Below are 22882 nucleotides of genomic sequence, written 5' to 3'. Positions count from 1 at the left end.
TCAGGCATTCGCGCTGATTTAGATCCGTGTTGGACTTAACCGCCGCGGGGTAGTGCCGGAGGCGGCTTACTCCCGGCTGAACACCAGCCACGGGAAGCGGGCGACGACTGCGCGTGCTACACCAGTGAACTCGGCGGCGCGCTTCTCCAGAAACGAGGCCACGCCTTCGGCCATATCCTCGGTGCCGAAGCCGTAGGAGATCGTCTGCTTGTCGATCGAGAATGCGGTCTCAGGATTTCCGCGAGCGGCCATGGCGACAAGTCCCCGCCGAATCACCGCCGCGGATACCGGTGCGATGTTGGCGCAGATGTCTTGTGCGAGAGCGTCGGCGGCCGGCCAGAGTTCCTCGGGCGGGTGCACACCGGTGATCAGGCCGGCCGCCAGCGCCTCGCGGGCATCGAAGACCCGCCCGCTGATCATCCAGTCCTTGGCCTTCGCGAGTCCGACCAGGTGAGGCAGGAACCACAACGACCCGCCCTCGGGGAACAGCCCGCGGCGAGCGAAGACGAACCCGAAGCGCGCATCGTCGGAGGCGAGGCGGAAGTCGGCTGGCAGCGTCATCGAGAGGCCGACTCCGACGGCTGCTCCCTGGATGGCTGCGATGACCGGCTTGTTGAGATTGGTCAGGGGTCGCGCGACCCTCGTGGCGGGCTCATCCCAGTGGGGATCGTCGGAGTCGCCCACCGTCGGGTCCCCATCGCTCATGTCCATGCCCACGCAGAAGTGCTTTCCGGCTGCACGGAGGATCACGACTCTGACCGAATCGTCGCCGTCGGCTGCGAGCAATGCGGCGTTCAGCTCGTCGGCCATGGTGAGTGTGAATGCGTTTCGGGCTTCCGGCCGGTTCAGTGTGATGGCGGCGATCCGATGTGACACTTCATAGGTGATGGTCGTGAATGCCATGTGGGGAGCCTCCGGTGATCGACGAATCGGTTGCTGAGAAAGCGAAGGGCTTTGTGGTCCTTGGAGAACGATCCCGTCGCCGCCGCGCTAGCGGCGATTCATCGGCGTCATAAAGCTAACGAGAATAGGTTACAGGGATGCGGCGACGAGGGTGGGCTGCGGGTGGCTTTCGCGAACGGCTGTGGTTGCAGCGCGGGTAGTCGATAGTGCGGTGGCTCAGGCGTGCGCGTCCCGCGCAGCCGACGCGGTGCCGACGGGTGCGAATGCGGGTAAGACGAATTCCCTCAACATTTTCCGGTGAACGGGATCGTCTGGTTTGGCGAAGTCGAGCCGGCCGACGAGGATGAACTGGACCAGCGCGATCCATTCTGCGACGGCGGCCATATCCAGGTCCGCGCGGATCTCCCCGCGGTCGACGGCCTGCTGGAAGATGGGTGCCCACATCTCTGCGGTGAGACTGGTCGCCAGGTGACTGCCGCCGACGATGGGTGTGGTCAGTTCCATGTGCTCTGGGCTCACCAGAATGCGGACGATAGGATCCCTGCGGCCATGATCGACCATGTACACCAGACCTTCGATCAACTGGTCGGCGAAGGTGTCATGGCTGAGGATGAACTCGTGGGCACGGGCGAAGAGCATCCGGGATCGGCGTTCGATGAGCGCGCCAAGCAAGGCGTCGCGATCTCCGAAGTACCGGTAGACGGTGGGCCGTGAAACTCCGGCCTCCTTGCCGATATCGTCCATCGTGGTCTTGGGCACGCCGTAACGCATGATCACTCGCTCGGCAGCGGCGAGGATCTGCTGGCGTGCCTCGTCGGCGTCAGCGCTCAGGCCGGTGCCGCTCCTGCGGCGAACCATGTCATCTCCTGTCGCTTGCCACGGATCTTGCGCATATTTTACCGGGTGACGTGTTCTGTCAGCCGTATTACATACGGCTGACAGAACAGCGGCCACCGCCGGAAGAGTGTTACCGCTCCGGTGTGAACGTGATGGGCATCCGCTTGCACCCGCGGACCTGTGTCGCGTGGAACTCCGGCCGATCCGAGTCGACGAGCTGATAGTCGGGGATGCGACGGTGTAATTCTTCCAACGCAATGACCAGCTCGACTCGGCCCAGGTGTGAGCCCAGGCAGCGATGCACCCCGGCGCCGAAGGACAGGTGCCGGTTGGGTCGACGCTCGATGTCCAGTTCGTCCGGGTTTCCGAATTCCTGTGCGTCCCAGTTGGCTGCGCACAACGGTGCGATCAGCTGATCGTCTTTGCTGATCTGGACGCCCCCGATGACGACGTCGCGGGTGGCCCGGCGACCGGGGATGACCGCGGCCTCCATTCGCAGGATCTCTTCCACGGCCTGGGGGATCAAGGCGGGATCGGCGATCAGCGCAGCGCGCTGTTCGGGATTCTTGGTCAGGTGCACTATCGACCATGCCAACGAGCCCTGCACGGTATGAAGGCCGCCCATCAACAGCAAAAAGAACATCCGGAACAGTTCTTCGTCGGTCAATTGGCGCGTGCCGTCAGGGAGTTCGACCTCGGTGTTGATCAATGTTGTCGTGACGTCATCGCCGGACTTTCCTCGACGTTCGGCGATCACCCCGCTGAAATAGCCGGCGACCGTCAGCGATGCGGCCATGATGGCCTGTTGTGACTCTTCTTCGGTTCCACCCGGCTTGCCGAACAGGATCGCGTCGGTTGCCTCGGAGAACAGGGCCGCGTCCTCTAGCGGCCAGTCCATCAACGCCAGAAAGACCCGCGCGGGCAACTCGTGGGCGAACTCGGAGATGAACTCGGCCTCTCCCTTCGGCGCCATCTGATCGATCAGATCGTTGACGACGCTGCGGATGTCGTCGCCGAGCTTTCTCATCCGTTGCGGGCTGAACAACGGCTGTAGCACTCGACGGTAGGACGTGTGATCCGGTGGATCGAGCTCCAACGGTATGAACTTGCCGAAATCAGCCGGCGTCAGCAGATTGTTCGGGTAGCTGGAGAAGGTATCGGCATCGGCCAACACCTGGTGGATCTCCTTGTAGTGCGTGACGATCCAATGACCGCCGTGCGCAGTGGAATACACCACGGGACCTTTGGCTGCCAACTCCGCGATCTTCTCGCGCATGACATCGATCGGTGCTGCCAACGTGGGATCGTAGACGTCGAAGTCCACGATGAGCTCGGCCGGAACACTGGTTGCTGCTGTGGTCATCAGGGCTGTCCTTCGCGGTGTTCTAGGAAATGGGCTGTGGGTTGAGGTCTTCGTCGAACCACATGCCGACACGCGTGAGGGTGCCACCGTCGGTGGCTCCGATGGTCGCACCGGAGATGTAGGCCGAATCGTCGCTGACCAGAAACAGAGCCACCTTCGCGTTGTCGTCCAGCGAAGGAGGCCGCTGCAGCTTGAGCGGGATGGGGGATACCGTCGGATTCCACGGGCCCGCGACCTCTTCGTAGGATTGTCCCACCACCGGTGTTCCCGGCGGCATCAGGAAGTTCGGCGACATACCATGCGTCGGGGCCAGGGCATTGACCCGAATTCCCCAGCGGCCCAAGTCAAGAGCCAAGCCGCGGACGAGACCGTTGACGCCGGCCTTGGTTGCCGAGTACAGCGCTATGTTGTGGTAGGCGACCATCGACGCCGCCGAAGACGTGGCGAGGATGGTGCCGCCGCCGTTGGCCTTCAGGTGAGGAACGGCGGCCTGCGCCGTGTATACGACGCCGGACAGGTTGACGCCGAGGACGTGCTGCCAATCGGATTCGGTGAGGTCTTCGAAGGCTACGAACTCGCCGCCCGCCACCGAGGGGACTCCGCCGCGGGACACCACACCGGCATTGGCCCAGGCGATATCGAGCTTGCCGAAGTGTTCGACGGTTTCGCGCACCGCCGCGTCGATCTCGTTCTTCGCCGCCACGTCGGCGGTGATCGCGATCGCGTCGCCACCGGCCTCCGAGACCAGCTTCAACGTTTGCTCGGCTCGATCTCCGTCGATATCGACGATGGCCACTTTTGCACCCTCGGCGCTGAACAAAAGCGAACTCTGCCGGCCGAGACCTGACCCGGCTCCGGTGATCAACGCGACTTTTCCGTCTAGCTTCATGACCCTCCTCTGGGTTAACCCCGCCCACGGGGCGGTATGCAGTGCCACTCACAACACGGCGGCACTGTGACGTGCAACACCTGCCGAGAAACCTTACGCCGATAGGTATGAGACGTCAATCAAAAAGTGTCAGCCGCTAATTTTCGGCTGTTTACCCACGTGGAGCGGGTATCTGGGTGGCGATCGCGCGACTCATGCCGGACTGGCGGGGACGCTGGTCCGGCATGAGTCGGAAGCCGGCTTGTCCGCATCGCAGAACTGCCCGTGCCGGGCCTGCCGGCCTCTTGAGGTCAGTGGATGCTCCAGCTCATATGTGCCGGAGTCGTCGATCCTGGTGCGCGTTGGTGGTGTCGCGAGCGGTCCGGCGCGACAGCGCCGTGGCGCCCGATGGACGACTGGCTGCGAAGTAGCTGAATGCGGGGGTGGAGGTCGATCGATGAAGATTCGATTGGGCCGGGTACTTGGATCCTTGAGACCGCATTGCGTGGTATCGGCGACCGATCTCGGCGGTCGCGAGTGGGCGAATTGCGATGCCTCACGTATTATCTGGCATCTACTCAGCTAATGGCATTAGATTTATCCGGCGATCGTGCGGGGAGGGGAGTGGTCATGGACTTCGCGATGTCCGCCAGGGCGGCTGATCACCACGAGCGACTCTCTGGCTTCATGGTCGAGGACGTGTTGCCGGCCGAGGTGTCGTATCACGCCCAACGCGAGGAGGTGCAGGAGCGGTCAGGGCTGAGTAGCCTGGAGGATGTCCCGCAGACCGAGTCGAACTCGGCTGGGAGAAAAGCACATTCGCAGCGGCTGTGTGCCGCCCGTCAGGCACGGCGGTGACTGCCAAATGAACGCGACGCTTGCGGACGACCGTCATCGGACGCCATCGGACGCGCACTCCCGCCGCGGGCGTGGAAGGCCGCCGGCATCAGTGGGAGACCAGACATGCGCCCGGATCATCGGTGCTGCGCGCTCGGCCTTCGCTGAACTTGGTTATGACGCAACGACGTTCCGCGAAGTCGCCGATCGCGCCGAACTGACCAGGCCGTGCGTCAACTACTACTTCGCAAGTAAACGGGTGTTGTATCGAGTCGTCGCTGCGCATTCCGTCGCGAGCGTCATGACCTCGAGCATCGCCCTGGCTCGCCGCGAGCGTGGCGTGGTGAACCAGTTGACGGCCTTTGTGGCGTATTGGGCGAGAGCGGACGACGACATCCCGGGCTGTCGTGCCTTCCTCGCCATGTCACTGTTGGACGGGCAGCGTGACAAATCGCTGAGGCATGAGCTGGGTTGCGGCGTCGATGAATTGAGAACGTTCCTGTCGAGCGTGGTTTCGGATGCAATGCGGGAGGGCGAACTGTCTCTCGGCCTGGACAACGACGACGAGGGGCTCGTCGAGGCGCTGCTGGCGATCATGTGCGGGGTGCTGATCCACCCGGGTCGTGGCTGCGCGGCGACATTGCTCGGCAGACTGTTGGACGGGGCGCTGTGCACATTTGCATCCAGGCCGGCAGTTCATTGCGATCAGATCGACTGAAGGGGGAAGATCAATGCTGTCGGAATCGGGGTCCGTGCTCGACCTGTTCCGTCTCACCGGAGCGGTGGCCATTGTCACCGGTGCAGGCAGTGGGCTGGGAGCCGGTTTTGCCGAAGCCCTCGCTGAAGCCGGGGCCGACGTAGTGATCGCAGGCAGGCGGCGCCCACAGCTCGAGGCCACCGCGGAGAAGGTCCGGCAGGCTGGGGGCGCTTGCCTGGCAGTGCCGACCGATGTGACCTCGCCCGACGCGTGTGCCGCGCTCGTCGATGCGGCGGTGGCGGAGTTCGGCCGCGTCGACGTCCTGGTCAACAATGCTGGAATGTCGCATGTCGCGCCCGCGACCGCTGAGCTGCCCGAGGACTTCCGCGCGGTGCTTGATGTGAACCTGAACGGGGCGTACTGGATGGCGCAGGCCAGTGCTCGGGTGATGGGCCACGGTTCGAGCATCGTCAATGTGTCCAGCATGCTCGGGCTGATGAAATCCACACTGCCCCAAGCGGCCTATGCGGCCAGCAAGGCCGGATTGATCGGGCTGACACGTGATCTGTCCAATCAGTGGTCGGCGCGAAAGGGGATCAGGGTGAATGCCATCGCGCCCGGTTTCGTCGAGACCGACATGATCAGTGAGATGTCCGAGGACACGCTGGCGGGATTTCTGGCCACGTGTCCGCTCGGACGCGTCGCCACCCAACGGGAGATCGACACTGCAGTGGTGTTCTTGGCCGCCCGCGCCTCCAGCTACATCACCGGATCGACTCTCGCGGTCGATGGAGGTACCTCCGGCCACTGACGGAACTCGCGGTATCCCAGGATCGGTGAACGATGACGAACACTCCAGGGCGGGTCGACGCGATGCCGACGGCACGGGACCGTATCTACATAGCTCAGGCGTCGAAGTCGACCGCGACTTTGGCGGTGGTGGGATGCGACTGGCAGGTCAGGATGAATCCGGCTTCGAGCTCTGGCTTATTGAGTGCAAAGTTCTGTTCCATTGACACTGCTCCCGAGATCATCTTGGCCTTACACGTGCCACATGCTCCACCCAGGCACGCGTACGGGGCGTCGATGTCGTTGTTGAGTGCGGATTCGAGGATGGTCTCACCGGCGGCGAGTTTCACGGTGTGAGTTGTCCCTGTCAGCGTGATGGTCACATCGGACTCGGGGAAGTCAGCGACGTACGCGGGTCGGCTCGTGCCGCGGAACAGTTCGAGGTGTACCTGCTCGGCCGGAACCCCCTCGGACGCAAGGCCACGCTGTATCGCCGTGACGAGATCGCCTGGGCCGCAAAGGTACCACCGGTCGACAGACGTGACATCGCCGCCGAGAAGCCGTTGGATCATCGCTAGATCGATGTGGCCGCGTAGCGAGGCGGGGTGGTGGGCCTCGGCTGAGCGGATATGGAAGATGCGTAACCGGTCTGCATATCGGGCTTCGAGTTCGTCGAGTTCGGTGGCGAACATAGTGGACTCTTGGGTTCGGTTGCCGTAGAAGAGGGTGAAGCGGCTTTCGGTCTCAATCTCCATGGTGGTGGCCATGATCGACAGGATGGGTGTGATACCGCTGCCGGCCGCTACCGCCACGTAGTCGCGGCGAGCGAGTGGGTCAAGGGGCCCGCCGAAACTACCCGTGGGTGTCATCAACTCCAACACGTCACCGGCTCGCAGTGTGTCGGCTGCGAAGGTGGAGAACCTCCCGCCGTCGATGCGCCGGATTCCGACCGCCAGTTCTCCCGACGCGGGCGAGGTGCAGATCGAGTAGTTTCGTCGCACCTCCTTTCCGCGGATACCGTGCTTGACGGTCAGGTGTTGGCCGGCCTGGAATTGGAACTGGCCGCGCAGGGGTTCGGGAACGTCGAAAGTCACCTTGACGCTGTCGGGAGTCAGGGGCTCGACGCTCTTGACGGGAATCGGGTGGGTGCAGGCAGGGCGCGCCGTCGAAGAAGGCGGTACTCGGACCGGGAGTAGGGTAGCCAGTTTTCCGTTGAGGCGTTTCCACTCGCGGTACTGGGTGGCATCCAGTTGCTGGCCGAAGACGGTGTTTATCGCGGGGTCGTGTTCGAGGTAGGCGGCCTCATTGCGCCGCCAGGCGGCAACGTAGCGGTAGAAGGGGATGGAGGGGTGTAAGTGGTGGACGAGGTGATAGTTCTGCGACAGGAGCAGGGGAGTCAGTATCCATTCTGAGCCGACACGATTGCGGGTCGCGCGGTAGCGGTTTTCGCGTTGGGTGTCTTCCAGGTCGTGGTGGGGGAGCCAGTCGAACCACCACGCCAGCACGAACATCGCCACCCGCTCGGGAATCAAGTAGATCAGCGCGAGCGTCCACAGATGTCCGGTGAACGCGGCCCACACGACAACTGTGACAGTGAGGGTCATCAACGTCGCGGTTTCCACAATCTCGGCGCGCGGGCGCCTGCGTATGTGACGCACCAAAAGACCGACGTAGGGCAGGTCCATCGCCGGAAACCGGATGGGCAGCTGCCACCAGGGCGCGGCGCTGACGAAGTGATCGGGATCAAGCTCACCGTCGTTGGTGTTGCGGTGGTGCTCGATATGGATGAACGCGAAGGACTTGAAGGAGATCAGGGGTGAGACGAAGAACATCGCCACGCGGCCGAAGGCAAGGTTGACCCAGCGATGTGAGCTGATCGAGTAGTGCGAGGCGTCGTGCAGCACGGTGAACATGACGAAGATCGCTGCGGCGCTCGCGGCGACGGTGACGATCGCGGGCATCGTGTCGGCGAGGGCAGCCCACGTCGATGCGCCGAAGAGCGCGAGCGCGAAGGTGAAGATGCCGACTATCGGCCAGGACAGCATCGGAACCTGCTCGCCTGGATCGGGCAAGGCATGTCGTGCGGCCGCTGCTGGGGGTTGGGAGTGTTGAGCCGTGGTCACCGTCGGACTCCTCGGTGGTGCTTGGGGGTGGTGACTCGAAACCTATTGATGGTGGACATCGGTCATCAAGGACCTCCCAGCCCCCTGCGATGTGCTGCGAGCACATCTGGTGCGCTTGGGCTCCGGTCAGTGAGGCGATGAATCGGGCAGCACCGCGTTCCCTAGCACGCTGCAGACCAAGAGCGCGGCATGCAGTTCGGCGATCTTGACTGTTGCGGGCCGGCCCCGGCGCTCTTCGGCACGGCGCATTCTTTGCAGGACCGTGTTCTTGTGGATCCCTAGGGTGCGTGCCGCGGTCGTGAGGCTGCCCTGGGCGTCGAGCACCGCCAGCAATGCGGCGCGCTCACCGCGCTCTTTGGCATCGTCTCGGGCGAGATCGCCGAGTTGGTCGGCAACGAAAGCCCTTGCCGCGTCCAGGTCTTGTGAAATAACGTCCACCAACGCAACATCGGTGAATGCAGTGATCGAGGGCGCCGCGCGCCCCGACAGTTCGATGACCCGACGGGTGCGGATGGCTTCGAGGTGGGAGGCGCGAAAGCCGGCGGGCCCCAGATGCGGTGACCCGACCGCGATGTGCACGTTGTCGTGCTCACCGGGAAGGTCGGTCGCCATGCTCGTGAGAGAACTCTGCACGTCGCCGGTGATCGGTGCCCATGCCCACACTGCCAGTGGGCCGTCTGCGACGACCAGTGAGTGACTCGCTCCGAGATACCGGCCGACGCGTCTGGCGAGTCGGTCGAGGTCCACATCGCGGTCAGCGGTCCAGCAGACGAAACCGATCTGTCGGCCGGTGAGCCGGTGGCTGAGCATTCGTTCGGCCCGGGCGTTGTCGATGCGTTCGCCGGCGAGCAGTGCGCGCACGACGTCGTCGCGTTCGACTCGTGCCTGGTTTTGGCGTCGGTCGAGTTCGGCGACGTACTCGGCAGCTACCAGGCTGGAGATACGGTCGATATAGCGAAACCCGAACCGCTCCAGGTCAGCGAACGTTCTCAGTGCGACGTTGGGGTCGCCGACGCCTTCGGCGAGCGCGTCAGAGAGTTTCTCGGTGAAGTATTCATGGCCCAGCCGGTAGAACCGCAGCATCACATCGACGCTATGCCCCCGCGATGCCATCGCGCGTGCGTGCTCGAGTGCTGTCACCGGGGCTTGTGCCGCCGCGACGTCGATCCCGTGCCGAAACATCGATAGCGCTGCTTCGATATTCGATGAGCACGATCCCAGAGTCAGGCCGCGAAGCTCGTCGTCCGCGCCGACCTCCGGTATCCGCTCGGCCAGATACTCCAGCATGTCCTCGGCCAGACTGGACACGTTGGTGAGCATGCTCGCGGCGATCCCCGGGCCGGCGGCTGCGCCGTGCGCCGCTGGTTCTCGCGTGTCCATCACTGCACACTAGCGGCGGCTGGCATGGCGAACTCGACGAAACGGGTTCGCTGCGTGGGGTGACCTCCCGACGAGCACTCTGCCCTCGACTAGGGTCCGGGTGAGCGGGGGAGACGGGCTTTTTAACTTCACATCTGCCCCGGAGGACCCTTCACCGGGCGCGTGGGAACCGTTCTGCCACATCCCGGTACTCGGTGCGAATGGTGCGTTTGTCGAGTTTCCCGCTGGGCAGGCGCGGCAATGGCTCGTCCCGAAGCACCACATACCGCGGCACCTTGTAGTCGGACAGCAGTGCCTCGCAATGGTGGATCACCACGGCCTCGTCGCTGACGGTTCCGGTGATGATTGCGGCTGGAGTCTCGCCGAACCGGGCGTCGGCGGCGGCGATGACCGCCACTTCGGCCACCCCGTCCAAGGTGGCGATCGCCGACTCCAACTCGACAGGAGAAATGTTGATACCCCCGGAGATGATGAGGTCCTTGAGCCTGTCGACGAAGGTTACCCGGCCCGCTTCGTCGCTGGTGCCGAGGTCGCCGCTGTGCAACCAGCCGTCGTGGATGGCGGCTGCGGTCTCCTCTGGCGCGTCCCAGTACCCGGGCGTGACACCTGGGCCGCGGACCACCAATTCGCCCAACTCGCCCGGTCCCAGCAGTGCGCCGTCGGTGCCCATCACCCGCACCTCGGTGAAGATGGATCCGATTCCACAGGAGCCGGGATGTTCGAGTGCTTCGTGGGTGAGGGTCGCAGTGGCCACCCCGCCGGACTCCGTCATTCCGTAGATCTGGCGCAGCAGAACCCCTTTGGCCGCCCAGCGGCCCAATAGCTCGACGGGCACCGCCGCACCGCCGATGATCGCGGTCTGCAACGAACTCAGATCGGCATCGGTGAATTCCGGAGCCTGCGACAGTGCCTCGAAGATCAGTGGAACACCGAAGAGCACACGCACACCGTGCTGTTCGATGAGGTTCACCGCACGGGACGGGTTGAGTTCGGGTTCGACGACCAGGGTTCCACCGAGAACCGTGGTGACCAGCACGCCGTAGACCAACCCCGGTGTGAATGCCAGCGGCAGGACTAGGAGCGCCACGGTGCCCGGGCTGAATCCGTCCTGGGTGAGCGTGTTCTCCAGCACGATGCCGAGCAGTGTCGCGCTGGTGAGGATGACACCTTTGGACAGGCCGGTCGATCCGCTGGTGAAGATCACCGCGATGGGTTCTTCCGGTGCCCGGTCGATCTTGAAATCGTCTGGGGCCCCATCGCGCTCGGCATCCACGACGCCGAAATCCAGGACAGCGAAGTCCCGGCCGCCGATGCGCGCCTCCTCCGCTGTCGGCAGGTGCGACGGGCTGGCCACGATGAGACTCAGCCCGGAGTCATCGGCGACCTTGCGAATCTCGGCTGCTTTGAGCCGGGCGTTCAGCGGTACGAGCACCGCGCCGGTCTTGATGATCGCCAGCGCTGCGACCGGCCACTCCAGCGAGTTCGGGCCCAGCAGTCCGATCCGATCGCCGGGTTTGACGCCCTCATCGGTGAGCCGCCGCGCCAGCCTGCTCGACCAGTCGTGCAACTCCCGGTACGTCAACCGGTCCTCTGCCACGATGAGAGCGGTCTGTTCGCCCTTGGTTCTGGCCCACCAGTTGAGGGCGGAACCAACCGTCGCTGCCATCATTCTCCTCGCTCCAGGAATGCCGGTGTCACACCGTCGCCGGTGACCCGAACAATGTCGAACTGACCAATGGTGCCATCGGGCCGCCGATCAGCAGTGAGACGTCGGCACCGCCCACCGGATTGGGAGAGCCGCCACGGATCTGCCGCACCGCTTCCGCCACGAGACCGACGCCGTGCACGAACCCCTCCGCGATGTTGCCTCCTGCGGTGTTGATCGGGAGTGCGCCGGTACCCACCGTGAGGTTCTCCACGGTGAGGAAGTCACCCGCAGCCGGACCCGCCGGGCTCAATCCGTGGTCGATGATCGAGGCCACAGCAGGCCCCGTGAAGTTTTCGTAGACCTGCGCCACGTCGACTTCCTTCGGTCCGATACCGGCGCCCGACCACAGCCGCTGAACCAGCGCCGGATGGAAGCCCGCGGTGGTGTAATTCTGTTCGTTCTCCACCGATTCGGTCCAGCCGGCGGCAGCACCTTGCACCCCGGACAGGATGAATGCAGGCACACCGCGGTAGTCGGCTACGCGCTCGGCACTGACCACCAGGACGGCGGCCGCGCCGTCGTTCTCCCTGGAACAGTCGAACAGATGCAGTGGTTCGGAGATCCACCGACTGTTCTCGTAGCGCTCGTGATCGACCGTATTGCCGTAGCCCACCGCCTCGGGATTGTTGCGGGCATGGTGGTAGCCGGCCAATGAGACAGCCTCCAGCGCCGACCGAGGCACTCCATCGACCTCCAGTAGCCGCTGGGTACGCAGGGCACACACCTGGGCAGGTGCGAGCACGCCGTGCGCGGCATAAAGCGATCCGAGATGGCCTTTGGCGAAGGCGCGACGGCCATCGGTGGCCTCGGACAGGCCCCGGTACACCGCCACGCACTCGGCCTGCCCGCTGTACACCGCGGCCGCGGCACAGTTGATCGCCGCGGCGATGCCGCCGCCCCCGCCGCCCCACACCTCCGTGGACCATCGAACCTCGTGAACCCCGAGCGCCGCGCCGATGGCGATGCCCTCGCTGGAATCCCCGCCGTAGGAGACGAATCCGTCCACTTTGCGGGGGTCGGCACCGGCGTCCTCGCATGCGCGCAAGATGGCCTGGAGTACCAGCTGTGGTGAGGTGAGCGGGCTGGTCCCGCGCTTGTAGTAACCGGTACTGCCGACCCCGACCACCGCGGTGGATCCGCGGAACCCGCTCACGTTGCCTCACTTTCGAGGTGCCAGCGCAATAACGGCCAGTGCTTTTCGTCCCGCGGAGCCTCGATGGTGCCATGTACGGGTGCGCCGATGGCGGGGGTGATGCCGTCGGCGTCTGCGAGGACGCCGATCACTCGTGATCCGCCGGCGCCGGGCAGTTCCACCAGCACCACCACGTAGGGTAGGTGCCCGGTGCTCTCGGGAGTGAACGGCTGCCAGGTCCGGGTCCACGAGTACACCGTGCCGGTGGGTTCCACCGCCTCCCAACGGGTGTCGAAGGAATGGCAGGACGGGCAGATCGGGCGTGGCGACCAGATCCAGGTCTGGCACTCGGCACACCGCTGGATTCGCAGCACACCGTCGCGCAGGCCGTCCCAGTGTGGTTGGTCGGAACCGTCCTCGGCCGGGCCGGTGATGTCCATCCATGGCGCAGTGGCTGGAATGTTGCGCACGCTGAAGACCCGCCAGCTGCCGTCGTCGAACCGCAACCAACGGCTGCGCAGCTCGAACCATTCGTCATCGGGTTTGGTGTACCGGATGACGGCGTCGTAGCGGCCGTCTCCAGCATCGGAAATGCTCCGAACCTCAGCGCCTTTGAGGCGATTGGGCACATCAGCTGAGGCGATCAGCTGTCCGAGCCGATCGGGCAGGAAATCCGCCAGAACGGATCGATTGTCGCCGGCGGCGACGGCCTTGCCGTGAGCCTCTACGGTATTGGCGAGATCGGGGGGAAGGGTCTCGAGGTCGACTGTCATGCGTGGCCTCCAAGTTGTAGGAGCACATCGGTGCGGTCATGTTGAAAATCGGCCAGGCGGCATGCGTTGACCAGGCGTGAATCGGCGGAGTCGACATGGATGATCAGCCCGGTACGACACGCCTCGTGTGCGATCGCCGCGGCACCGTTGAGCAGTTGTCTGCGGTGCCGGGCATCGGCGTTGGGTGCGTTGGCCACTGACCGGACCGTGGCGCAGCAGCCGAACTCCTCGGACAGCACGGGCGCGAGATCGAGGGCGACCGCGCCGATGACCCGTCCGCCCTCGCGTAGGGCGTGACACGCCACGGTCGTCGACAAGCGGGACGCCCACCCAAGGTCGTCAAGAGCCGAGGCCGAGATGGGTTCCAGCACTGGTGCACCGGCGGCGTCTTCGACCGAATCGGTGGCGCGGATGAGCTTCCACACGCGCCGTGTCCGCGGGATCAGGAATCGGTTACTGATCCGGCCGGTGGCCGGGTGGTTGCCCTGCGCCCACGCGGTCAGTGTGTGCACGCCGGTGTCCAGCCAGCCTCCGGGTGCCGAGGTATCCAGACCGACGCGTTCCAGCAACAGGGTCACGATACCGATGGACCGCAGAGCAGGGTCCACGACGAGGGCGGCTTCGCCGAAGCCATCGCCCGAAGCTGTGATTCGCAGCAGCGCAGCGATCCGCTCGGGCCGGTCCCGTTCGCCCAGCGCGGTGGCGTAGGGAAGCATCCAGACCAGCAGGTGGCGGCTCGTCGAATCCGGTTGTGCCATCGAGTGTTCGACATCACGGAAGTCGATTGTGGTGTACTCGGGTTCGGCATCGTATTCGGCGGCTCGGCGCAGCAGGTCCGCGAGTTCGGTCGACTCGGCCTCACTGAGGCTGTTTCGCCATTCGTATTTGATCATCGGGTCAGGAGGCGCCGATGCCTTCGGCGACGAGCTTCTTGGTTTCGCGGCGGAACACCTGGTTAGCGGTCTCGTTGCGGCCCAGCAGCATATCGCCGGCGTCGGCACTGGCCATCCCGCGCTGAGAGTTGCGCAGCAGGGGGAAATCCTCGTTGTGCAGTACCGCGAGGAGGATCTGCCAGTTCTTGTCCCAGAGCTTGTTCCAGTGTTCTTCGGTCATCCCCGACTTCTCCACCGGAGGCACCATCAGGCGCTGCTCCATACGAGACCGGGTCGGGTCCTGGGGGTGTGGACGGAAGGTCAGCAACTGGAAGTGGTCGGGCTGGCGCAGCAGAGTGCTGTTGGGTAGCAGAAAGTGCGTTTCGGTGACGTAGCGATCGAGCTGGCGGTCCCCGGGATCCTCCTCCAACCACCGGTCGATCGACTTGCGCGGTGCGATGAAGCGGCAGTGCCTGCCGAAGTCTTCGAACGCCATGACGTTTGTGTGAATGATCTTGCCCGCGGTGTTCGGGTGTGCGTACTGAATGTGGTACCCGTCCAGGAACGCGTCCTGCATGATCTTCCAGTTGGTGGGTTCGTCGAAGCCCGCCGCCCGTACACATTCCAGCTCGTCAAGGCGGTAGTCCGCCAGGATGGTGTCCATCTCCGGGCCCAGCCAGTCGGCGACGTCGATCGAGGCGTGCGCATTGTCGACCAGCCAGATGAACCCGTGCCGTTCCTCGCACGGCAACTCGATCAGTCCGTGCTCCTTGTGGTCGATCTCGCCGAAGGTGTTGTCCCTGGTCACCATTCGCAGCGATCCATCGGGGTTGTACGACCAGCGGTGGTACTGGCACGAAAAGAACCGGCACCGGCCCTTCTCGTTGTCTTCCAGCATGGCACCGCGGTGCCGGCACAGGTTGACGAACGCCTTGATCCCGCCGTCTTTCTGACGGACGACGATGACGTTGTTCCGGGGCATCTGGATGGTGAGGAAGTCGTACGGCTTCGCCAACTCCGTACTGTGCGCCACGATCGACGGCACCTTGCCGAAGATATGGTCCCGCTCCTGCTGGGCCAGCACCGGGTCGGTGAACTCGTGTGCGGCGAAATCGACGACGTCGTCGAACTTGTCGGTCGTCTCGTTGCGTAGCAGCTCCAGCGCCCGACGGATGCGATCCTGCCGGGGAAGCGATGTTGTCATGATGTGCCTTTACTTCTGTGCGGTGAATGTGACCGGCGAGGGCGTGCACTGGCGGACCGGAGTGTCATCGACCCTCCTTCGGGCTCGCCTCACGTCATCGGCGGCAATCGGTACTCGGCTTGTGGCCTGTGACCCGCGCCACCGGTACAAAAAACCTTACGCCTATAGGTATGAGACGTCAATCAAGAAGTGTCATATGACGCATTCATCGGTTGTTATTCCTGTTCAGGCCTAGTTATCCGCGTGCCGCGGCGAGCATCTCCGCGATGTCTACAAACTTGATTCGTGGCCGTTTCGCGGCATTGCCGCGGCGCCGCTCTTCGGCGTCGATGGCACGCCAGCCCTTCCAGTCGACAGGGTCTGCGCCGCGATCGGCCAAGACCCGTCGCAATGCTTCGCGATCGCCCACCTGGCGACTGAGTCGTCCCCCGTCGAAGTCCTGCCAAAGACCCTGGACGGTCTCCTCGGCACAGGTGCGGTTGGTGCCGATCACGCCTCGCGGTCCACGCTTGATCCAGCCGGTCACATACACGCCTTCGACCGGTTCGCCGCCGGCGTCGACCACCCGCCCCCGGTCGTTGGGTATCACGCCGCTGTCCTCGTCGAACGGCAAGCCGGGACTTGGTGTTCCGCGATAACCGATCGAACGCAGGATCAGCGGCGTGTCCAGCACCTCGGTCGCACCGTCGGCCAGGCCCACTCGTAACCCCTCGACTCGGTCGGTCCCGGTGATCTCCACTGGCGTGGTGTGGAACCGGAAGACGATGCGCTTATTGCCGGGTGTGGCCGCCCGCTGTGCGTAACCACGGGCGATCTCGAGTTTCAGGGTGGTCTCCACGTCATCATCCGGCAGACCGGCGAGATCGTCGGTGTCGATGACCACGTCGACGCCCGGAAGGTGCTCTAGCGCCGCGAACTCGCCGACCGAGTACGCCCCGTGCCGGGCGCCGCGCCGCCCAAGGATGACGACCTCGCGTATCAAGCTGTCCGACAACGCATCCAGAGCATGCTGGGCGATGTCCGTGACGGCCAGCGAGGAGGTGTCCATGAGCAGGACTCGGGCCGCGTCGAGAGCGACATTGCCGTTGCCCACGACCACGACCCGCTCGGTCGACAGATCGAACTCGTGTCCGGCATGGTCGGGATGCCCGTTGTACCAGCCGACGAAATCGGCGGCCGGCCGGTTCCCCGGTAACCGCTCGCCCGGGATCCCCAGCTCGCGACTGTAGGAAGCGCCGACGGCATAGATCACCGCGTGGTGGTGTGCCATCAGGTCGAGATGTGTGAGATCCCGTCCGATCTGAATGTTGAAATGGCAGGCCACTCGATTGTCACCGAACATGCGGTTGAAGATGTCGACGACCGATTTCGTGTGCTGATGGTCAGGCGCGACCCCGGCGCGCACCAGGCCGAAGGGAGTGGGAAGCCGGTCGTAGACGTCGACTTCTACGCCCGCGGTGCGGGTCAGTGCCGCGACTGCATAACACGCGGCGGGGCCCGCGCCCACCACTGCGACCCGGAGCGCCCCCGGCTTGACGGCGGGATGATCGGACGGCGACACCTGGTCGGCGGCGGTGAGCGGATGCTGGTCGAAATATCGCGCGTTCATCTCGCGGAAGATGGCGAGCTCATCGGGCAGGTCCTCGTCGTAGTAGATCGCGTCGACCGGGCATTCCTCCATGCACGCACCGCAGTCGATGCAGGTCTGCGGGTCGATGAAAAGCATCTCCGTGCCCGTGAACTCGCCGCGCGCGCCGGACGGTCGAATGCAGTCGACCGGACACACCGGAACGCAGCTGGCGTCCTTGCAGCAGTTCTGGGTGATGACGTAACTCATGTGGGCGGCCCGACGCCTCAGTCCTCGTCGAGGATCAGCGCGAGTTCGGGGCAGGACGCCACGCCATCGCGGATCGCCTGTTCCTCGCCTGCGCCGACGATGTGGGGTTCCAGAATGGAGTACCCGTCGTCGTCGATCGGGAAGAGGTCAGGGTCGACCGCGTAGCACTGGGCGTGGCCGGCACACTTCGGCCGATCCAGTCGTATTTTCATGTGGCGCTTCCTAGGCTCAAGGGACGTTGACTGCTCACTAAAACTATAGGATTTAGGTGTTTTGAAGTCCATAGTGGGCAACGCGGGGTATAAACCTCACGACTTTAGGTATATTTGCGCTACCTTGACCGAGGGGAAGTATCGCCGATGGACCAAATCACCACTGCCCCAGCGTTCGACACGAGATCCGAGATCGTCGTACGTTGTCCGGCCGACGGACGCGTGGCCGGCACAGTGCCCGACCTGGCGCCCGCTGACGTCGCTGCCATGGCCGCCCGGCTGCGTTCGGCTCAGCCCGCGTGGGAGGCGCTGGGTGCTCGCGGACGCAGCATCCACCTGCTGAGGTGGCTGGACTGGTTGTTGGACAACGAGCGCCGGATACTGACGCTGGTGCAACAGGAAACAGGTAAATCCTGGGCGGACGCGTCGATGGAGATGGCGGTCGTCATCGACGTCATCAACTACTTCACCAAAAATGCCGAGGGTTTCCTCGCCGACCGCAAGGTGAAACCGGCAGGTCCCGCGAACTCGGTACGCCGGCTGCGGGTGCAGGTGCGGCCTCAGCAACTGGTCGGACTGATCACACCGTGGAACGGTCCGCTGGCCGGACCGATGATGGATGTGGCCGGCGCCCTGGTCGCAGGTGCGGCGGTGCTGTGCAAACCGTCGGAGGTGACGCCGCTGGCCTGGTCGGAGGCGGTGCACGGCTGGAACGAGGAGATCGGCGCCCCGCATGTCCTCGGCTGCGTGACCGGCGGCGGCGCTGCCGGGGCCGCCGTTGTCGACCAGGTGGACATGGTCATGTTCACCGGCTCGGTCCGGACCGGCCGAGCTATCGCCGTGCGATGCGCCGAGCGGCTGATCCCGTGCAGTCTGGAGCTCGGCGGCAAGGACGCGTTCATCGTGCTCGCCGACGCCGATATCGAACGAGCGGCAGGGGCCGCCGTGTGGGGCGGAATGACCAACTCGGGGCAGGCCTGCGTGGGAGTCGAACGGGTCTATGTCGAGTCGGCCGTCTACGACGAATTCGTGGCGCTGGTGACGGCCAAGGTGAAAGCGCTGCGCCAGGGAATGGACGCGCCGGGCAGCTTCGCCTGCGATATCGGCGCCATGGTGACGGCTGCCCAGGTCGACATCGTGACCGATCACGTGAACGATGCGGTCGCCAAGGGCGCCAGGATCTTGTGCGGGGGTGAGCGCAGCGAGGAGGGCAACTTCTTCGAACCCACCGTCCTGATCGATGTGGACCACTCCATGACGTGCATGCGGGACGAGACATTCGGGCCCACACTGGCGATCATGCGTGTCGCCGACGCTGAGGAGGCGATCGCGCTGGCCAACGACTCCGACTACGGACTGAGCTCGAGCTTGTGGACCCGTGATCGCGAGACGGCCGACCGGCTGTCACGACGTATCGAGGCTGGATCGGTCTCGGTCAACAATGCGATTGTGGCGACGTTTCAGATGCCGATCCCGATGGGTGGATGGAAGAACTCCGGACTGGGGACGCGATTCGGCGGCGCCAACGGCGTGCTGAAGTACTGCCGTCAGCAATCAGTTGTGGAAGAGCGCTTTTCGCTGAAGTCGGAGCCGCTCTGGTATCCGGTGCTCCCGGGTAAGGCGCGTCTGATCGGCCGCGCGGCGCGGCTGCTCGGTGCGCACGACTGGCGGCGCCGGCTGGGGCTCAGAGGCCGCCGGTGAAATCGACTACTGCTTTGTGGAATTCGCCCGCCGGGAAGAAAGCCCATATCCAACCTTTGCCGCGGTATGCTAAGCGAGTCTCATTAGGTTATCGGGGAGTGTGGCATGGCGCGACCGTCCAAACCGCTGATCAGCAGGGCAGCAGCGGTGCAGGCGTCCATCGAGATCATCGACTCCGAGGGGTTGGATGCTTTCAGCTTGCCACGGCTTGCCAGTCATATGGGTGTCCGCGCCCCGTCGCTTTATCATCACTTCTCCGACAAGAATGAGATCCTCACCGCGATCGCGCGACACGTCGCCGGCAAATCTGTCATCAAGCCGCGGCGTGCGCCCGGACCGGACTGGCCGGAGTACTTTGTGACCCTCGCACTGAACTTCCGGCAGTCGGTGCTGCGGCACCGCAACGCAGCGCCGATCCTGGTCGAACACCTGCCTCGCGAGACGCTTGTCAACAGCTTCGAGGATGCGGCTCGATTCCTGGGTGCGTCCGGCGTTCCGATCCGCCTGCACGTGCGCATTCTCGACGGGATCGAAACACTTTGTATCGGTGCCGTTCTCGCCGAAGCCGTGCGTAACCCGCGTGGCAGGCACGCCTTGTTCCCCGACATCGATGCGACCGAATACCCGCATCTGGCTGAGGCGTTGGCCGCCAATGAACTGACGGTCAAGGAGATGTTCGCCGAACGGGTCCGTAGTTTCTTGTACGGGGTCGTTCTCGAAGACGAGAACCGGGCCGGGATCGACGAGGCATCGGCCTGAACTTGTCACCACTCGGTGACAAGCGTAAATGCCTTCTTCTCTGTGATTTTCGTTCAGCGGCCGGTGTCAACGGCCGCGCCACAGTCTGGTCCGGCCGCCGAGTGCGGTCCTGGGGTCGGAGAATTTCTGCGCCGCCAGGCGCAAGAACCCGGCATCGGTGAACACACTGGATGCGGTGGTGGTCGCCGTTGCAGCCGACAATTCAGCCAGCCGGAATCGGATGTTCGCTAACTCAGCCAACTGATGTCCGAAAGCCTTTCGGGCACTGACATATTCGATGCCCAGGACGAACGTCGAGCGTGTGGCCGCGGCTGCCGGCACAGCGAATGGCTGAGACGAGTTGAAGGCAGGCGGGTTGGCGGCGGTGATGGCCGCTCTCACCACACACCTGGATGGATTGGATGCGGATTCGGCAGGATCGAAACCAGCCCAGCGGATTTCAGTGGGAAGTTCGCCACTCCGAACGGTTCGTGCTTTTCACATCGAGCTGACGCCGCTGCGGCAGCCGTTGGTCCTGGCGCCGAGCCGTCGTATCGGGCTGCTCCAGGCCATAGTCGTTCCTCATCGTCAGCCGTCCGGCTCAGGTCACAGCGTAATGCGACGATCAGGCTCTAAACTCACGGCAAGGAAAGTGACTGTCCCATGGTGAGGGGAGATCCGTGGCGGAGGTCGCGAACGGCGAACAGTCGAAGCGTCCCAGGGGGAGACCTCGATTGGCGATCGATCGTGACGCGGTCGCCGACGCGGTGGCGGCTCTGTTCGCCGAGGGCGGGTACGAGGCGGTGACGATCGTCGATACCGCCGACAAGCTGGGTGTTTCTCGTGCCACGCTGTACCGGGCGGTGCCGACCAAGGAGGACCTGCTCGGCATCCTGTTCGAACGCTGCACCGGGGAACTGACTGAGCGCACCAAGGCCGCCATCGCCGGCTCGTCCGACCCCGGTGCACAACTGACGGCGATGATCAGACTGCAGGCCGATGCCGCGGTGAGTATGCGCAGCTACCTGCCGGTGTTCTTCGGAGGAGCGGGACTGCCGCCCGAGGTGTACACCCGGTGGCGTTCGTGGAGCCGCCATTTCGAGAAGATGTGGGTCGGTGTGGTCAGCGCGAACATGGAACGCGGATACCTCGACGAAGGGGATCCCACGGTCACCGCGCGGCTGATCCTGGGCATGATCATCTGGGTGTCTCGCTGGTACCGCCCTCGCGAGCAGATCACGTCCGAGGAGATCGCGGACACCGCGATCCACCTGGTCCGCCTGGGGGTCGCGCCACCTCGTGACCGCAGAACCCGTGGCGGCAATGCCACCCCGGATCATGGCTGACGACACCACGTCGACTTTGAGCGCGCCGGCCGGGCGCGCAGCTGATACGACTACGCACCTTCAGCATTCGATGCTGAAGGTGCGTAGTCGGTTCGACGGGGTGACCGCCGGAGGCGTCTTGCCTAGCGGTGCTGCCCGGCGCTGCCGTGGCGTGCCCGACCCCCGGTACCACTGTGCCCGCCGGAGCGGCCGGCACCGGCGCCCGTGGCCCGGTTGGGCCGACGGCGTTGGCCGGATGACCGACCGGGCTGCTGCGGCGACCGCGTCGCGGCAGGCTCGGGGGTGGACAGCGCGATCGGACCGGTGAAAGTCCGCTCGCCCGGGGCGATCTCCTGCAGCACCGGATGCGAGGCGCCGCTGAACTTGGTGACGGTCGGCTTGATGCCCGCCTTGCGGGTCAGCACGCGAACATCGGAAACCTGGTCGTCGACCATCAACGTCACGACGGTGCCGTCGTTGCCCGCGCGGGCGGTGCGCCCGGACCGGTGCAGGTAGGCCTTGTGCTCGACCGGCGGATCGGCGTGCACCACGAGGCTGACATCGTCGACGTGAATACCGCGGGCGGCGATATCGGTGGCCACGAGGACCGTGGCCGACCCATCGGAGAACGCGGCCAGATTCCGGGTGCGGGCGTTCTGAGAAAGGTTGCCGTGCAGTTCCACTGCCGGCACACCACGCGAATTGAGTTTCCGCGCAAGACCCTTGGCGCCGTACTTGGTACGGGCGAACACGATGGTGCGGCCCGGCGACGCGGCCAGGTCGGCGAGCACGTCGAATCGTGCCGCCCCGTCCACGTGCAGCACGTGGTGGGCCATCGCGGCGACCGGCGACTGCTCGGAATCGACACTGTGCACCACGGGATCGTGCAGGTAGCGGTCCACCAGCACATCGATGCCGTTGTCGAGTGTGGCCGAGAACAGCAGCCGCTGGCCGTCGCGCGGGGTGCGGTCCAGCAGGCGCTTGACCGGGGGCAGGAAACCGAGGTCGGCCATATGGTCGGCCTCGTCGAGAACGGTGATCTGCACGCCGGACAGGTCGGCGTGACCGGACTTGACGTGGTCTTCCAGCCGGCCGGGGCACGCGATGACGATATCGATGCCGTTGCGTAGCTTGTCGATCTGCGGGTTGGCGCTGACGCCACCGAAAATGGTGGCCGACCGCAGGCCGGTGGCTTGCGCCAGGGGCGCAAGGGCCGCGTCGATCTGGCTGACCAGTTCGCGAGTGGGGGCCAGGACCAGTGCGCGGAAACTCTTGGAGCGCCGCGGCGCCGGGTTGGCCGCGAGACGGCTCACCAGGGGCAGCAGGAACGCGTAGGTCTTACCCGATCCGGTGCGGCCGCGGCCGAGCACATCGCGACCGGCCAGGGAATCCGGCAGGGTCGCAGACTGGATGGGGAAGGGGCTGGTGATGCCGTTGGCGGCAAGGGTGGTGACAACGGCCTCGGGCAAGCCGAGGTCGGCAAACGTGGACACGAATGAACTCCAGAAAAGTCGAGTGTGGTCGTCCTGCCCGGCGCGGGGTGGTTCCCGCGGCGCTCGGTGTGACGATCGAGCAGGGCCCGA

Annotated in this window: 21 protein-coding genes; 6 read left to right on the top strand and 15 right to left on the bottom strand. The window is 64.6% G+C overall.

Features of this window, described 5'->3' with window-relative positions:
- Positions 1–66: 66 nt before the first annotated feature.
- The 4 genes from H7J86_RS09160 to H7J86_RS09145 form a co-directional block, all read right to left on the bottom strand.
- Positions 67–903 carry an enoyl-CoA hydratase-related protein gene (locus tag H7J86_RS09160; protein ID WP_267290505.1) on the bottom strand — a complete coding sequence of 279 codons (837 nt, stop codon included), beginning with the start codon at positions 901–903 and terminating at the stop codon, positions 67–69.
- Between the two features lie 216 nt (positions 904–1119).
- On the bottom strand, positions 1120–1761 hold the full coding sequence (locus H7J86_RS09155) for a TetR/AcrR family transcriptional regulator (RefSeq protein WP_187098377.1): 642 nt from the start codon (positions 1759–1761) through the stop codon (positions 1120–1122).
- Between the two features lie 109 nt (positions 1762–1870).
- Positions 1871–3103 carry a cytochrome P450 gene (locus H7J86_RS09150; RefSeq protein ID WP_267290504.1) on the bottom strand — a complete coding sequence of 411 codons (1233 nt, stop codon included), beginning with the start codon at positions 3101–3103 and terminating at the stop codon, positions 1871–1873.
- 22 nt (positions 3104–3125) lie between these two features.
- Positions 3126–3992 carry an SDR family NAD(P)-dependent oxidoreductase gene (locus tag H7J86_RS09145; protein ID WP_267290503.1) on the bottom strand — a complete coding sequence of 289 codons (867 nt, stop codon included), beginning with the start codon at positions 3990–3992 and terminating at the stop codon, positions 3126–3128.
- 609 nt (positions 3993–4601) lie between these two features.
- On the opposite strand from H7J86_RS09145, the gene H7J86_RS09140 reads away from it, so the two are divergent.
- The 3 genes from H7J86_RS09140 to H7J86_RS09130 are packed head-to-tail and all read left to right on the top strand — an operon-like array spanning position 4602 to position 6316.
- Positions 4602–4829, top strand: a complete 228-nt coding sequence (locus H7J86_RS09140) for a hypothetical protein (protein ID WP_267290665.1) — start codon at positions 4602–4604, stop codon at positions 4827–4829.
- 7 nt (positions 4830–4836) lie between these two features.
- Entirely contained in the window at positions 4837–5526 is a 690-nt protein-coding gene (locus H7J86_RS09135) for a TetR/AcrR family transcriptional regulator (protein WP_267290502.1), read from the top strand.
- Between the two features lie 13 nt (positions 5527–5539).
- Positions 5540–6316 carry an SDR family NAD(P)-dependent oxidoreductase gene (locus tag H7J86_RS09130; RefSeq protein WP_187098381.1) on the top strand — a complete coding sequence of 259 codons (777 nt, stop codon included), beginning with the start codon at positions 5540–5542 and terminating at the stop codon, positions 6314–6316.
- 94 nt (positions 6317–6410) lie between these two features.
- Here the strand turns inward: H7J86_RS09130 and H7J86_RS09125 are convergent, their stop codons facing one another.
- From H7J86_RS09125 to H7J86_RS09085, 9 genes are all read right to left on the bottom strand, one after another.
- A complete protein-coding gene (locus H7J86_RS09125) occupies positions 6411–8417 on the bottom strand; it encodes a fatty acid desaturase (RefSeq protein ID WP_267290501.1) in 2007 nt (668 codons plus the stop codon).
- A 126-nt stretch (positions 8418–8543) separates the two neighbouring features.
- The gene (locus tag H7J86_RS09120) at positions 8544–9797 is read right to left on the bottom strand and encodes a PucR family transcriptional regulator (RefSeq protein ID WP_267290500.1); all 1254 of its coding nucleotides are present in this window, start codon (positions 9795–9797) and stop codon (positions 8544–8546) included.
- Between the two features lie 151 nt (positions 9798–9948).
- A complete protein-coding gene (locus tag H7J86_RS09115; RefSeq protein WP_187098383.1) occupies positions 9949–11463 on the bottom strand; it encodes a class I adenylate-forming enzyme family protein in 1515 nt (504 codons plus the stop codon).
- 28 nt (positions 11464–11491) lie between these two features.
- A complete protein-coding gene (locus H7J86_RS09110; RefSeq protein ID WP_187098384.1) occupies positions 11492–12658 on the bottom strand; it encodes a thiolase C-terminal domain-containing protein in 1167 nt (388 codons plus the stop codon).
- Positions 12655–13410, bottom strand: coding sequence for a Zn-ribbon domain-containing OB-fold protein (locus tag H7J86_RS33365; protein WP_187098385.1), 756 nt, complete (start codon positions 13408–13410; stop codon positions 12655–12657). The genes H7J86_RS09110 and H7J86_RS33365 overlap by 4 nt, the downstream gene beginning before the upstream one ends.
- Positions 13407–14303: a hypothetical protein gene (locus H7J86_RS09100; RefSeq protein WP_267290499.1), complete on the bottom strand. Its 897-nt coding sequence runs from the start codon at positions 14301–14303 to the stop codon at positions 13407–13409. The genes H7J86_RS33365 and H7J86_RS09100 overlap by 4 nt, the downstream gene beginning before the upstream one ends.
- 4 nt (positions 14304–14307) lie before the next feature.
- Complete coding sequence (locus tag H7J86_RS09095; RefSeq protein ID WP_187098387.1) at positions 14308–15486, bottom strand: aromatic ring-hydroxylating oxygenase subunit alpha; 1179 nt, start codon at positions 15484–15486, stop codon at positions 14308–14310.
- A gap of 235 nt (positions 15487–15721) precedes the next feature.
- Positions 15722–17323 (bottom strand): FAD-dependent oxidoreductase, encoded by a 1602-nt coding sequence (locus H7J86_RS09090; RefSeq protein ID WP_187098388.1) that lies wholly within the window; start codon positions 17321–17323, stop codon positions 15722–15724.
- Between the two features lie 17 nt (positions 17324–17340).
- Positions 17341–17535 (bottom strand): ferredoxin, encoded by a 195-nt coding sequence (locus tag H7J86_RS09085; protein WP_187098389.1) that lies wholly within the window; start codon positions 17533–17535, stop codon positions 17341–17343.
- Between the two features lie 147 nt (positions 17536–17682).
- Between H7J86_RS09085 and H7J86_RS09080 the strand changes: the two genes are divergently transcribed.
- A complete protein-coding gene (locus tag H7J86_RS09080; RefSeq protein ID WP_267290498.1) occupies positions 17683–19236 on the top strand; it encodes an aldehyde dehydrogenase family protein in 1554 nt (517 codons plus the stop codon).
- 105 nt (positions 19237–19341) lie between these two features.
- Positions 19342–19995, top strand: coding sequence for a TetR family transcriptional regulator (locus tag H7J86_RS09075; RefSeq protein WP_187098391.1), 654 nt, complete (start codon positions 19342–19344; stop codon positions 19993–19995).
- 66 nt (positions 19996–20061) lie between these two features.
- Here H7J86_RS09075 and H7J86_RS09070 read toward each other — a convergent pair whose 3' ends face one another.
- Complete coding sequence (locus H7J86_RS09070) at positions 20062–20235, bottom strand: hypothetical protein (protein WP_267290497.1); 174 nt, start codon at positions 20233–20235, stop codon at positions 20062–20064.
- A 473-nt stretch (positions 20236–20708) separates the two neighbouring features.
- Here H7J86_RS09070 and H7J86_RS09065 point away from each other — a divergent pair, with 473 nt between their 5' ends.
- Positions 20709–21320, top strand: coding sequence for a TetR/AcrR family transcriptional regulator (locus tag H7J86_RS09065; protein WP_267290496.1), 612 nt, complete (start codon positions 20709–20711; stop codon positions 21318–21320).
- Between the two features lie 122 nt (positions 21321–21442).
- On the opposite strand, the gene H7J86_RS09060 is transcribed toward H7J86_RS09065, so the two are convergent.
- Complete coding sequence (locus H7J86_RS09060) at positions 21443–22792, bottom strand: DEAD/DEAH box helicase (RefSeq protein ID WP_267290495.1); 1350 nt, start codon at positions 22790–22792, stop codon at positions 21443–21445.
- Between the last annotated feature and the right edge of the window lie 90 nt (positions 22793–22882).

Origin of the sequence: Mycobacterium hackensackense (assembly GCF_025822555.1) — a bacterium.
Lineage (GTDB): Bacteria > Actinomycetota > Actinomycetes > Mycobacteriales > Mycobacteriaceae > Mycobacterium > Mycobacterium fluoranthenivorans.
The sequence above is the reverse complement of the archived record's forward strand: the minus strand, read 5'-3'. Positions and strand labels throughout refer to the sequence as shown.

Excerpts from the sequence above, each read along its gene's own strand:
- H7J86_RS09160 (WP_267290505.1), bottom strand. The coding sequence starts at position 903 with ATGGCATTCACGACCATCACCTATGAAGTGTCACATCGGATCGCCGCC.
- H7J86_RS09155 (WP_187098377.1), bottom strand. The coding sequence starts at position 1,761 with ATGGTTCGCCGCAGGAGCGGCACCGGCCTGAGCGCTGACGCCGACGAG.
- H7J86_RS09150 (WP_267290504.1), bottom strand. The coding sequence starts at position 3,103 with ATGACCACAGCAGCAACCAGTGTTCCGGCCGAGCTCATCGTGGACTTC.
- H7J86_RS09145 (WP_267290503.1), bottom strand. The coding sequence starts at position 3,992 with ATGAAGCTAGACGGAAAAGTCGCGTTGATCACCGGAGCCGGGTCAGGT.
- H7J86_RS09140 (WP_267290665.1), top strand. The coding sequence starts at position 4,602 with ATGGACTTCGCGATGTCCGCCAGGGCGGCTGATCACCACGAGCGACTC.
- H7J86_RS09135 (WP_267290502.1), top strand. The coding sequence starts at position 4,837 with ATGAACGCGACGCTTGCGGACGACCGTCATCGGACGCCATCGGACGCG.
- H7J86_RS09130 (WP_187098381.1), top strand. The coding sequence starts at position 5,540 with ATGCTGTCGGAATCGGGGTCCGTGCTCGACCTGTTCCGTCTCACCGGA.
- H7J86_RS09120 (WP_267290500.1), bottom strand. The coding sequence starts at position 9,797 with ATGGACACGCGAGAACCAGCGGCGCACGGCGCAGCCGCCGGCCCGGGG.
- H7J86_RS09115 (WP_187098383.1), bottom strand. The coding sequence starts at position 11,463 with ATGGCAGCGACGGTTGGTTCCGCCCTCAACTGGTGGGCCAGAACCAAG.
- H7J86_RS33365 (WP_187098385.1), bottom strand. The coding sequence starts at position 13,410 with ATGACAGTCGACCTCGAGACCCTTCCCCCCGATCTCGCCAATACCGTA.
- H7J86_RS09100 (WP_267290499.1), bottom strand. The coding sequence starts at position 14,303 with ATGATCAAATACGAATGGCGAAACAGCCTCAGTGAGGCCGAGTCGACC.
- H7J86_RS09095 (WP_187098387.1), bottom strand. The coding sequence starts at position 15,486 with ATGACAACATCGCTTCCCCGGCAGGATCGCATCCGTCGGGCGCTGGAG.
- H7J86_RS09090 (WP_187098388.1), bottom strand. The coding sequence starts at position 17,323 with ATGAGTTACGTCATCACCCAGAACTGCTGCAAGGACGCCAGCTGCGTT.
- H7J86_RS09085 (WP_187098389.1), bottom strand. The coding sequence starts at position 17,535 with ATGAAAATACGACTGGATCGGCCGAAGTGTGCCGGCCACGCCCAGTGC.
- H7J86_RS09080 (WP_267290498.1), top strand. The coding sequence starts at position 17,683 with ATGGACCAAATCACCACTGCCCCAGCGTTCGACACGAGATCCGAGATC.
- H7J86_RS09075 (WP_187098391.1), top strand. The coding sequence starts at position 19,342 with ATGGCGCGACCGTCCAAACCGCTGATCAGCAGGGCAGCAGCGGTGCAG.